An 11,631-nucleotide genomic window follows, 5' to 3' on the forward strand; every position below is an offset into this window, starting at 1 on the left:
CCCGCGCCGCCCGTGCCGCCGCCCGCGCCGCCGTTGCCGCCGACGCCCGGGCCCGAGCCGCCGTCACCGCCAGCGCCGCCGGCGCCGCTGTTGTCGACGACCACACACGCCGTCAACGCCATACAAGCCACTGCACCAAGCATCGCAAAGAATCGCATCTTCATTCGAGTTCCTCCCAGGTAAGCACCCGAGTTCGACAAGGACGTGCCGAGGCTAGCAGAGCTCTCCGCCGGGGCCAACCGGGGGCAAGGGCCCCACGACGGGGCCGAGTGATGCATCGGAAGCAAGCTAGCCTTCGCGCGCGAACGGGCTCGGGTCCCCGATCGGCGCTCGACCAAATGGCTTGGACGAGAGCGTCCACGGCGCATTCAACGCACGAAACACGATCACGACGCGGAGCGGCGCCGAGGTGGTTTCCACGCTTCCCACCGGCGCGCTGTCCCTGGACCGACGGAAAGATGACCCAGCCGTGACGGTGCGCGCGTCCGGCCTCGCCTACCACGGAGGCATGGCAATCGCGCTGTTCTTCGTCGGGCACTGGGCGCTGTCCATATTCTGCCAGACGTTTTTCCTGCACCGCTATGCCTCCCACCGCATGTTCACGATGAGCAAGGGCTGGGAGCGCTTCTTTTATCTGCTCACGTTCATCGCGCAGGGCTCCTCGTTCCTCGTCCCGCGGGCGTATGCGATCCTGCACCGGCATCACCACGCCTACAGCGACACCGAGCGGGATCCGCATTCACCGCGCCACACCGGCAATCCGTTCGCGATGATGTGGGGGACGAAGAAGCGTTATCACGACCTCGCGTATCGCATCGAGACGCCCGAGCCGAAGTTCGACGGCGGATATCCCGAGTGGGAGCTCGTCGACCGCATCGGAGGCGATTGGCCGGGCCGCCTCGCCTGGGGCACGGCGTACGTCGTCTTTTATCTCGTGTTCGCGACCGCCTGGTGGCAATTCTTGCTTTTGCCCGCGCACTTCTTGATGGGCGTCATTCACGGCGCGATCGTGAACTGGTGCGGTCACCGGTATGGATATCGGAATTTCGACAGCAAGGACGACTCGCGCAATACGCTGCCATTCGACTTCGTGACGATGGGCGAGCTCTTCCAGAACAACCACCACCGCTTCGGCCAGGCCCCGAATTTCGCCGTGCGCGCCTGGGAGCTCGACCCGACGTGGCACGTCATCCGCCTGCTCGCCTTCCTGAAGATCATCGATCTCGGCGAGCACCCCCAGGTCGGCCGCTACGAGCCGAGCCCGGAGGTTTCGCCCATCATCGATACAGCGACTTGAACGCGTCGCGCAGGTTCTCCGGCGAGAGCGCGTCCTTGCGCCGGTGGAACTCGGGCAGGGCCGCTTGATAGGCCTCGTCGAGGCGGAAGATCGAGCCCTGGAAGTCCCGCGCGAAGATCGGCGCGGTCGCCGCCCCGAGCTCGAGCACGTCCTTGTATTGCCCGCGCTCTTTCAGGATCTGCGCCGAGAGGCCATACATGAGCAGGCCGCCGGGGATCGCGCCGAGCGCCGTCGTCGCCACGGCCGGATAACAGAGCCGCACCGTCCGCGCCCCGAGTCGATCGTGAATCTCCTGCATCGTCTTTCGCTGGAGCTTCTTCGCCCCCGCGAGCGGGCCCATCGCGTAGACCGGATCGTCGGGCTCGAAGTCGTAATCGCAGAACGCGACCACGCTCTCGCCCTTCGCGACGAGGCCCGCCGCGGCGAGCGGCTCGGCCCAGAGGAGCGATGACGTGCCCATGAAACGGTTCGTCCGCTCGATGTCCGTGTCCGTCGCGACCTCGACCTCCACGAGCCCGACACGCCGGATGTTCTCCGGTCGGCTGAAATCCGGGACCTGAAGGATCGGATCGAACGCGACGTCGATGTCCTTCACGTTCGTCGGGCCATGCTCGACGTACCGCTTCGTCGCGCCCGCCGCGATGCCGTTGACGAGGTGGACCGCGCGGTACTTGCCTTTCAGCTCCGCGACGACCTCCTCGACGGTCTCGGGCTTGGTCGCGTCCGCGTTCCAGAAGCGCGCCGTGAGCCCCTCGGCCGTGGCCGCCTCGACGAGCGCCGCGACGTGGTGGCCGCCGATCTGCATCTTCTCGCTGTCGTAGTGCACGCCGAAGACGGCCGCGCGCTCGCCGAAGAGGAGCTGCACCGCGAGGGCCCGCGTGATGCCGTTCGAGCCGCCGAGGATGACGACGGCCGTGTCCTTCGCGAGGTGCGCGCCGCGCGGCCTGATCATGGATCGCTGCGCGGCGAGCAGCCCTCGCGCGACGCGAGGGCCGTCCTGGGCCAGCGCTTGGACGATGGCGCGGCGATCGGTGCCGCCGAGCGGGAGCTTGCGGAAGACCTCGAGTTCCATGTCGGTAGCCTCTTACCATGGTAAAGACCGCCGTGGTGAAGACGGTCCTTTTGACGGGCGGCACCGGGTTCATCGGTCGGCGTCTCACGGAGACGCTTCTCCAGCGCGGCGATCGCGTGACAGTGCTCACGCGGGATCCCAACCGAGCACGAGGAAAGCTGCCCGCGGGCGCGACGGCCGTCGCGTGGGATCCCGAGCACGAAGGGCCGTGGCTCGATGAGGTCGGTCGCGCGTCGGCGATCATCCACCTCGCGGGCGAGCCCGTCGCGCAGCGATGGACCGACGAAGCACGCCGCGCGATCGTCGCGAGTCGCGTGGACTCGACGCGCCTCGTCGTGGAGGGCATCCGCCGCGCCGAGAAGAAGCCCGAGGTGTTCGTGTGCGCGTCGGCCGTCGGCTACTACGGGCCGAGGCCGCCCGACGAGGCGCTCGACGAGACGAGCCGCCGCGGCGAAGGGTTTCTCGCGGACGTGGTGACGCGATGGGAAGCCGAGGCAGCGAAGGCCGAGGCGCTCGGCGTGCGCACGGTGATGCTGCGGATCGGCGTCGTGCTCGGGGAAGGCGGCGGCGCGCTGGAGAAGATGATCCTGCCCTTCAAGATGTTCGCAGGCGGGCCGATCGCGCCGGGCTCGCAGGTGATCGCGTGGGTGCACGCGGAGGACGTCGTGGGCCTCGCGCTGCTCGCGCTCGGCGATGCGCGCGCGCGTGGACCTGTCAACGTCGTGTCGCCCGAGCCCGCGACGAGCAAGGAGCTCGCGTCGGCGATCGGCCGCGTGATGCGCAGGCCCTCATGGTTCACGACGCCCGAGGCCGCGGTGAAGGTCGCGCTCGGCAGCGAGGCCTCGATGGTGGTCACGACGGGGCAACGTGTCTTGCCTACCCGCGCGCAGGAGCTCGGCTACGTGTTTCAGTACCCGTCGCTCGTTCCGGCGCTCGCGTCGATCCTGACGCCGTAGGGCGGCCTCGCGGAGCGCCTCGCGCTTCGCCGGGGAGAGGACCGTCCTGCGATCGTTCTCCCCGGCGAAGCGCCTCAAAAGACGCCGGCCACCGGGAGTCGCCGAGAAGTCGACCTTGTCGAGCAGCAACTTCCCGGGGGCCGGGACGGCCTGGTGAGACGCTCCCCCCGAAGCGCGCCGTCCATGAGTCCATGAATAGGACATCTTCGTCTCCGGATCGCTCGGGACGAGTTGGAATCCCGTGTCCGGTCTTGACCTGATGTCCCCGTACGAGACGTACGCGGGTACTGGAATTCAAAGGCTGGTAGGGGCCGTTTCCAGTCGAAATCAGCCGATTCCGCGGCTCCGGAGCACCTCGCGGACGGCGGATTGCGCCGCGCTCGAAAGGCCGGGCAGGGCAGACTTCGCGACGTCCACGAACTTCATGCCACGCGCCCTCTTGAGGGCTTCGATCGCCGCCTGACGCTCCTCGCGTCCGTCGTGCTCGATCACGCCGAGCAGCATCTCGGCGGCCTCCAGGGTGTCGATGCGCGCGAGCGCCTTCACCGCGGAAGCGCGCACCACGGGGCTCTGCGACTCGCGGTAGATGCGCGCGAGCGGATCGAAGGCGTGCGGGAAGCGCAGCTCTTCGAGCGCCTTCGCCGCCTCCTGGACGACGCCGCCCTCGGGGTCGACGAGCGCCTCGCGCAGCGTGATGAACGTACGCTTGTATAGGAACCGCGAGAGCGCGCGGATCACGGCGATCCGCACCTCGCGCTCGGGCCTCCGGAAGAGGACCTCGAGCGGCGAGAGGATCGTGTAGAGCTCGACGAGCGCGAGCTGCTCGGCGAGCGTGGAGTAGAGCTGGCTCTGCGCCGTCCGGCCCGGTGAAGCCTCCTCCTCGGCCTCGATCGCGAGCGCCGTGAGCCGCGCGAGCATGGCGCGCCTTCGCGTCACCTCGGACCACGCGGACGGGTCGAGCACGACGTCGCCCGCGGACTGGCTCGCGCTGCCGCGTTGCTCCCACTCGACGAGATCGACGTGCCAGACCTCGGGGAAGCCGACTTCGTGGCGCAGATGCGCCGGCAAGGGCTGGCTCTCGATGCGTAGGTCTTGCGCCTCGACGTAGCGCTTGCGCGCGTTCGTGTAGTGCTTGCGCCGCGCCTCTTCGAGGTCGAGCGCCGCGAGCTTCTCGTACACCCCGCCGACCTTGCCGTACTGCCCCGCCTCGCCGAGCGCGATCACCGCGGCGAGCAGGGCGTTCTCCGCGATGGACGGCGGCGCGCCGCGCGCCGTCGACGCCGCGGCCACCTCCTGCCAGAGGCGCGCCTGCGCGAGCGTCCCGAAGTTCGCCACGGCCGGCAGCCCCTCCTTCCGCGCGTACGCGCTCATCTCGCGCGCGAGCGTGGCCGCGGCCGAGACCTCCTTCTGCTTCTCCGCCGCGGAGAGGGCCTCCTCGTACGATTGGAGCGCGTAATACCGCAGGTGATCCTCGCGCAGGATGCGGATCACGTTCACGTAGCCTTCGAGCACGTGTTCGAACTCGCCGCTCTCCCGGCCGATCGCGATGAGCACCTGGTAGCAGTCGAACGCGCGCTCGCGCTGGCCGATGGTCTCGTACCGATCCGCCGCTTCCTCGAGCAGGTGCACCGCCGCCACGACGGCCTCGCGCGCGGCCGCGGGCTCGCCCGTGCGCATCGACGTGCGCGCGAGGTTGAAGCGCGCGAGCCCCGCTGCGTAAAAGTCCCCGCCCGACGCGCCGAGGATCTGCGACAAGCGCGACCAGAGCGCGCGCGCCCGGTACAGATCGCCGCCCCGCTCGCGCGCGATCGCCGCCTGCGCCACGAGGCCCGCCGACTCGTACTCGTCCGCGGCCTTCGCGTAGAGCGCCTGCTTGCGCGACGCGTCCTCGGCCCGATCGGCCCACGCGAGGTAGGTGCGCGCGCGATCGATCATCGGCACGCGCCCACTCGCCACGAGGTCGCGCTGCCCCTTCTCGCTGCCCGTGTACCAGTCGAGCGTGAGCGCGCCGCGCAGATCGCCGATCGCGACGAGCACCTCGCGCAGATCGCGGACCGCGCCGGCGTACTCCTCCTCGCGCGCGATCGTCTGCCCGAGCGCCGCGACGAGCGACAGCCTCGCGCGCCCGAGGTCGCCCCGCGAGCTCGCCATCCGCGCTTCTTCGCGCAGATCCGACACTGGCCGACCGCTCACGCCTCCGCCCCTTTCGCCGCGCCCTTGCCCGCCTCGTCCCCGGAGGACGCCGTCGTCTGATCGAGGATCGACCGCGCCGCGTTGGCGCGCGCCGATCCGCTCGACAAGGTCGCGTGGTCGACGACCCAGTGCGCGTCGAGCAGGTCGAGGTAGTCGAGGTCGAGCTTGCCGCCCGAGGGCAGGATGAACACGGCCGCGATGTGCGCCGAGCGCCGCACCGCCTGCACCATCTCGCGCGGAATGTAGAGCGCCGCGTGCGTGAAGAGGTGCACGACGGGCGAGCGTGGATCGCGGTGGCGATGGAGATCGAGCTCCGTCGCGAGCTCCGCGAACACACGCGCCGGGTTTCGTCCGCGCTCGCCCTTGAACGAGAGCACGTGCGCCGTCGGCAGCTTGTCCCCGTGCGCCCGGTGGATCTCGTAGAGCCGCGCGTCGAAGAACCGGAACGCCACGTCCTCGCCTTCGAGCAAGAGCTTCTTCGCCGTGGCGATCGCCATCCCCCGCGCGAACGTCTGCCGGTCGCCGCGCATCGACGCCGACGCGTCGACGAGCAGGTAATGCACCCGCTTCTGCTCGTCGCGGCTCTGCTCACGCGCGTAGTAGAGCACCTCGTTGTCGAGCAGCCTCCGCGCGAGCTCGAGGTCGTCCCAGGCGAGCTCCGTGAGCACGAGCCCGTCGATCGACCCGCGCGTCCCGATGCCCGAGTAGCCGTGCGCCGCCGTCGTCCCCGCCGCGGGCCGCGTCTTCGTCTCCAGCACGCTCGGCAGGATCTCCAGCGAGAAGTTCACGATGTCGTTCGCCTCGGGCGACTCCAGCGCCGCGAGCAGATCGACCTGCGTGAGCGCGCCGCCCGCGCCCTCGGCGCCGAGCATGCCGAAGAGCCGCAGCGTGTCGAGGTCGAGCGCGTCCGTCATCGTCAGCACGAAGAGACGCGAGACCTCGAGCGCCGAGAGCGCCGACGCCTCGAAGCCGCGCCGCGCCGTGGAGAAGAGCTGCGGGAGCTGCGGCTCGATCCGCTCGAAGAGCGACGCATCCATCGGCACCGCCGCGCGGTACGCCGGCGGCACGTTCACGCGCGACGCGACCGCGCCGAGCAGCCGCGAGAGCAGCACGATGACGAGGTCGTCGCTCATCTTGAGCTCCGGCGCGCGCCGCGCCGCCTCGCTCTGCCCGAGCTCTTCGAGCATGCGCCGGTAGCCCTCGAGGAGCCGCAGGAGATCCGGCATCCCGCGCGCGATCGACGAAGGCTCGCAGCGGGGCCCGATCTCCACGTGATCCCGCGAGGTCGCGAAGAGCAGACCCACGTCGTGCACGAGCGCGAAGGGCAAGACGACGCCGAGCCGCCCGAGCCCCTCGTGCCACTTCACCGCCCGGAGCGCGAGCACGGTGCTCCCAGGGCGTACCTGGGACAACGCGAGGGAGCCGAGCGGCCCCGTCACCGACGTATCGCCGAGGAGATGGTCCGGGACCGGCACGGGCAGACAACCTAGCAGGGAGCGGACGCGAGAGAATATCCTCTCCGCGCTTGAGCTTCCTCGAAGTAATCCTGACGGCCGACGAGGCCCTCCTCCGCGCCGCCCGCGGCTCGCCCGCCTGGGCCACGCCCCTCTTCGTCGCCGTCACCTTTCTCGGCGGCGGCTGGGGCATGTTCGCCCTCGTCCCTTTTCTCGCCCGCGAAAAGACCCGCGAAACGACCGCGCGCCTCATCGCCGCGCTCGCCGTCACGAGCGCCCTCGTCTCCACCGTGAAGGCCCTCGTCGGCCGCGTGAGGCCCTGCGACGCGCTCGCCGCCTGCGAGCCCGTCTTCATCTCCTCGCCCGGCGGGCACTCCTTCCCGAGCGGACACGCGGCTGGCTCGTTCGCCTTCGCCGCGTTCGTCGCCTTCGTGCGCCCCGTGTTCGCCGTCCCCGCGTTCGTCTTCGCCGCGCTCGTTGCCTGGTCGCGATGCTTCCTCGCCGTGCACTACCCGAGCGACATCCTCGCGGGCGCGCTCCTCGGCACGTCGATCGGCTTCGTCGCGGCGCGGCTCCGCTTTCGCTTTGAACTCAAAGGTTCATCACGCAGCGGAAGCCGATCACCGGCGTCGTCGCGTCCGGCACCTGATGGAAGCGGAACGCCGGATTGAGCCACTGCTGCACGCCGCCGTTGAAGCCGCCGCCGCGGATCGCCTTCCGGTCACCCGCGGGCGCGCCCTTCGGGTTGATCTGCTCGTCCTCGGCCTTGTACGTCTCGTACCAGTCCGCGGTCCACTCCCACACGTTGCCGACGAAGTCGTCCGCGCCGAAGCGCGTCTTGCCCTTCGGGAAGCTGCCGACGGGCGCGGTGCCCGGGAAGCCGTCGTCGATCTCGTAGAGCGTGCCCGTGAGCTTGAGGCCTTGCGCCTTCTCCCACGACGCCCACTCCTTGCCGCCCGCGTTCATGTGCCCCGCCGCGGCCTCGTCCGCGCCCCAGGGGAACTTTCGACCGTCGGAGCCGCGCGCCGCGTACTCCCACTCGGCCTCCGTCGGCAGGCGCTTCTTGCGCCACTTGCAGTACCCGTCGGCCTGGTACCAGCTCACGCAGTTGACCGGGTGGTTCTCGCGGCCCGCCTTGCCGAACGTGCAGAACTCCGAGTACGCCTCGCGCTTCTTCTCGTGCTCCTCGTCCGTGCTCCCGGCCGTCTTCGGCCAGTTCGGCGCGACCTCCGGTCGCTTGCATTCGCCGAGGTCCGAGCACTCCTTGTACTCGGCCGCCGTCACCTCGTGCAGGTCCACGCAGAACGTGTCGAGAATGACCTTGTGCGCCGGTTGCCACAGCTTGAACGACTGTTCGTCCGAGCCCATGAAGAACTTGCCGCCGGGGACGAGCACCATCCCCGCCGGACACTCCGTCGGCCGCGCCGTCGCCGCGATCGCCGACGAGCTCACGACCGGCGCCGCGCTCACGACCGGCGCGGACGAACCCGCGGTCGGCGTCCCGCCCGAGGGCTTCGTGAACATCTTGTACGCCGCGAAGCTGCCGCCGAGCAGCGCGACCGCGGCGATCGCCGCGAACGCCATGAGCCCCTTGCCCTGATCCGCGGGCCGCGCATTCACCGGCACGCTCGGCGCCGCCGGCGGCGTCGCCAGCGATCCCGGCGGGTCCTGCGTCGTGCGTAGCTGCGCGTCCTGCGGCGACGACGCTCCCTGCATCACCGCGGTGCCACTGCTCGGGCGCGGGAGCGTCTCCTGCAGCGGCCCCGGCATGCTCGCGCGTGATGCCGATCGTCCGCCGGGCGACGACGTGATCGACGACGACACGCCGCTCGTCGTCCCCGGGTTCCACTGGATGTCCGGGAACACGGCCTCGTGCAGCGCGGCCCAGAACCGACCCATCGACGGGTACCTGTCCGTCGGCGCGACCGCGAGCGCCTTCTCGAACACCGCCTCGACCTCGGGCGAGACCGGAACGCCGAGCGTACGCGGCGTCGGCCTGCGCATGGGATCGCGGCTCGCGAGGGCGAACTGGATGAAGTCATCACCTTCGAATGCCGGGACCCCGCCGCGCAGCACCTCGACCATGATGAGCGCCATCGCGAACACGTCGGTCCACGGGCCCGTCGCGCCGTACGAGCGGCTGAACTGCTCGGGCGCGCCGTAGTTCGGCGTGAACGCCGTGATCTCCTTGCCCGTCTGCGCGAGCTCCGCCGTCGCGGCCGCGTGATCGGCCATCACCTTCGCGATGCCGAAGTCGAGGATCTTCGTGAACGGCGAAGGCCCTCTCGGATCTCCGATGACGAAGATGTTCGCGGGCTTGATGTCGCGGTGCGCGATGTTCTTCGCGTGCGCGATCTCCAGCGCCACCGCGACCGGCTCGAGCAGCGCGAGCGCCTCGTGGATCTCGCGTGGCTTCGCGCCGCTCACGCGCTCCACGAAGAGCACGTGATCGAGCGTCTTTCCTTCGAGCCACTCGAGCACCATGTACGGGATCCACATCCCGTCCGCGGTCGTGAACTTGCCGATGTCGCGCGCCTGCACGATCGCCGCCGATCGGCTCGACAGGCTCGCGAGCAGCCGGCCCTCCTGGATGAAGCCGTCGAGCAGCTCGTCGCGCTTGTTCTCCGGCGCTTGCGCCAGGATGCGGAAGCACTTGATCGCCACTGGCTGCTGCCAGATGAGGTGCTCGGCGCGGTAGACGACGCTGAAGCCACCCTCGCCGATGAGTGCGTCGATCCGGTATTTCTCGGCGAGGATCGTCCCCGTGATGCCGAGCGGGTCCTGTTGCGAGCTCGTCGTCATGGGCAAACGCGAAGGTGTCGGCTCATGTTCGTTCGCCCGCGACTATACCGCGCTCGCTCGCCGCGTGCGTCACGTGATCGTGATTTCCTTGCTCGAAGGCCGCGCCGAGGACCACCCCGCGCTCCCCGAGGTCCGCGAGCACCTCGGCCGTGCCGCGCAACACCGCGTCGCCGAGCGGCTCCCCGAGCGCCGCGCACGCCGCCGTCACCGCCTCCCCGAGCCGAGCGCCCCCGAGGAGCCGCGCGAGGATCTCGGCCGCGAGCGGCGACAGCACGAGGCACCGGACCTCGTGCGCCCCGTCCCGGTAGAGAAGCACCGCCGTGGGCTCTTTTTCCGGCTCGCCCGGCGCGCCCTCCGGCAAGCGATTCACCGCCCACGAATACCGAGCGACCTGCGCCGCGCCGCCGAACGCGACCGCCCGATCGAGCGCGAGCGGAAGCCCGCTCGGCTCGCCCGCCGTCTCCGCCGCCGCGACCTCGAACCGCGCGACCTCGAACCGCGCGAGGTCGGAAATCCACGGCGGAACGGATGTATCCTCCGCCCAGCGCGCCGCGGCCCAGCCGACGAGCTCGGCCGCGGTGTCGCGCAGGTACGGCGAGCTCGGCAGCGCCTCGTCGAGCCAAAGGTCCACCGTCGCCTCGAACCGCGCCCCGAGCGCCATCGCCGTGCGTGGCATCTGCGCCCGCACCGCCCCGAGGATCCCGCGGCGAACGAGCGACCTGTACACCCCGCGCCGCGTCTGCTCCGGCGGCCCTCGCACGACGGCCGCGAACGCCGCCGTGGCCTCGGCGATCGCGGCCCGCCCCTCCTCTTCTTCAGCCACGCGCCCGCGCCTCCCGCGCCGCGAGCCCTGCCTGGTAGGCCGCTTCGACCCGCCCGAGCTCCCCGAGCAGCTCGTCGAGCGGCGGGATCGCGTGATCCCGCTCCAGCACCACCGGCACGGGACCCGTCCGCTCGATCGTCCATGTGAGCAGCGACAGCACCTCGCCGAGCACGTCCGCGCCGTGCGTGTCGATCACGAGGTCCGTCCCGGCGCGCTTCTCGTGCCCGGCCACGTGGATCGCGGCCACGCGATCGAGCGGGATCGCCTCGAGGAACGCGACCGGATCCGTGCCGTCGTTGATCGCGTTCACGTACACGTTGTTCACGTCGAGCAAAAGCTTTGCACACGAACGATCGAGCACCTCGGCGACGAACGCCGCCTCGCTCATCTCCGGCGCGCCTGGCACGACGTACCGCGTGATGTTCTCGACCACCATCGGCAGCCCCAGCCGCTCCTCGGCCTCCCGCACTCGCGCGGCCACGTGCGCCGCGGCGCCCCGCGTCAGCGGCAATGGCAACAGTTCGTGCACCATCCGCCCCGCGATCCCCGAAAAACACAGGTGGTCCGAGTGGAACGGCACGTGAAACCGCCGCGTGAAGGCGGCGAGCTCGCGCATGTAGGCGTCATCGAAGGGATCGAGCCCGCCGAGCGACATCGAGAGCCCGTGCGAGAGCAGCGGATAACGCGCCGCGATCCGCTCGAGCGCGGCCGGGACGAACCCGCCCCGGCGCATGTAGTTCTCCGGCGCGACCTCGAAAAACCGCGCGGGGCCGAGCGGCGTGTCCGCCTCGAGCCGCGCGAGCACGTCGTCGAGGAAATCGAACCTGAGCCCGAGCCCGACCCCCGTGATCGTCGACCGAACGGCCACCCTCTAGCCGCAGGATCCTTCGCCGCAGGCCGCTTCCGCGCCCTTCTTGGGCGCCGCGGCCTTCTTCGGCGCGGGCTTCGGCGCGGCCTTCGCCGTCGTCGCCGGGGCCGGGGTCGCCGCCGGGGCGGGCGTCGCCGCGGGCGCGGGCGTCGCCGCTGCTGCCGGG

At 70.4% G+C, this 11,631-nt stretch carries 9 protein-coding genes; 3 read left to right on the top strand and 6 right to left on the bottom strand.

Going from position 1 to position 11,631, the window contains the following annotated elements; translation table 11 throughout:
• The first annotated feature begins 508 nt into the window (after window positions 1–508).
• Window positions 509–1,297 (top strand): acyl-CoA desaturase, encoded by a 789-nt coding sequence (locus tag QHF83_RS51560; protein WP_348980543.1) that lies wholly within the window; start codon window positions 509–511, stop codon window positions 1,295–1,297.
• Here QHF83_RS51560 and QHF83_RS51565 read toward each other — a convergent pair.
• Window positions 1,278–2,369, bottom strand: a complete 1,092-nt coding sequence (locus QHF83_RS51565; RefSeq protein ID WP_282425552.1) for a hypothetical protein — start codon at window positions 2,367–2,369, stop codon at window positions 1,278–1,280. The genes QHF83_RS51560 and QHF83_RS51565 overlap by 20 nt on opposite strands.
• Window positions 2,370–2,386: 17 nt before the next feature.
• On the opposite strand from QHF83_RS51565, the gene QHF83_RS51570 reads away from it, so the two are divergent.
• Entirely contained in the window at window positions 2,387–3,325 is a 939-nt protein-coding gene (locus QHF83_RS51570) for a TIGR01777 family oxidoreductase (RefSeq protein WP_282425553.1), read from the top strand.
• Window positions 3,326–3,652: 327 nt separating this feature from the next.
• On the opposite strand, the gene QHF83_RS51575 is transcribed toward QHF83_RS51570, so the two are convergent.
• The gene (locus QHF83_RS51575; RefSeq protein ID WP_282425554.1) at window positions 3,653–5,518 is read right to left on the bottom strand and encodes a HEAT repeat domain-containing protein; all 1,866 of its coding nucleotides are present in this window, start codon (window positions 5,516–5,518) and stop codon (window positions 3,653–3,655) included.
• A complete protein-coding gene (locus tag QHF83_RS51580) occupies window positions 5,515–6,993 on the bottom strand; it encodes a hypothetical protein (RefSeq protein ID WP_282425555.1) in 1,479 nt (492 codons plus the stop codon). Before QHF83_RS51580 ends, QHF83_RS51575 begins: the two co-directional genes overlap by 4 nt.
• A 50-nt stretch (window positions 6,994–7,043) precedes the next feature.
• Here QHF83_RS51580 and QHF83_RS51585 point away from each other — a divergent pair, with 50 nt between their 5' ends.
• Complete coding sequence (locus QHF83_RS51585; protein ID WP_282425556.1) at window positions 7,044–7,643, top strand: phosphatase PAP2 family protein; 600 nt, start codon at window positions 7,044–7,046, stop codon at window positions 7,641–7,643.
• Here QHF83_RS51585 and QHF83_RS51590 read toward each other — a convergent pair.
• From QHF83_RS51590 to QHF83_RS51600, 3 genes are read right to left on the bottom strand one after another with little or no spacing between them, the layout of a single operon-like run.
• Window positions 7,564–9,774 carry an SUMF1/EgtB/PvdO family nonheme iron enzyme gene (locus QHF83_RS51590; RefSeq protein WP_282425557.1) on the bottom strand — a complete coding sequence of 737 codons (2,211 nt, stop codon included), beginning with the start codon at window positions 9,772–9,774 and terminating at the stop codon, window positions 7,564–7,566. The two genes, QHF83_RS51585 and QHF83_RS51590, sit on opposite strands and share 80 nt — an antisense overlap.
• Before the next feature lie 22 nt (window positions 9,775–9,796).
• The gene (locus tag QHF83_RS51595) at window positions 9,797–10,597 is read right to left on the bottom strand and encodes a putative DNA-binding domain-containing protein (RefSeq protein WP_282425558.1); all 801 of its coding nucleotides are present in this window, start codon (window positions 10,595–10,597) and stop codon (window positions 9,797–9,799) included.
• On the bottom strand, window positions 10,590–11,465 hold the full coding sequence (locus QHF83_RS51600; RefSeq protein ID WP_282425559.1) for a DUF692 domain-containing protein: 876 nt from the start codon (window positions 11,463–11,465) through the stop codon (window positions 10,590–10,592). The genes QHF83_RS51595 and QHF83_RS51600 overlap by 8 nt, the downstream gene beginning before the upstream one ends.
• Window positions 11,466–11,631 lie beyond the last annotated feature (166 nt).

The sequence above is a fragment of the Polyangium sp. 15x6 genome (assembly GCF_029960785.1).
In the GTDB taxonomy this organism is placed as follows: Bacteria; Myxococcota_A; Polyangia; order Polyangiales; family Polyangiaceae; genus Polyangium.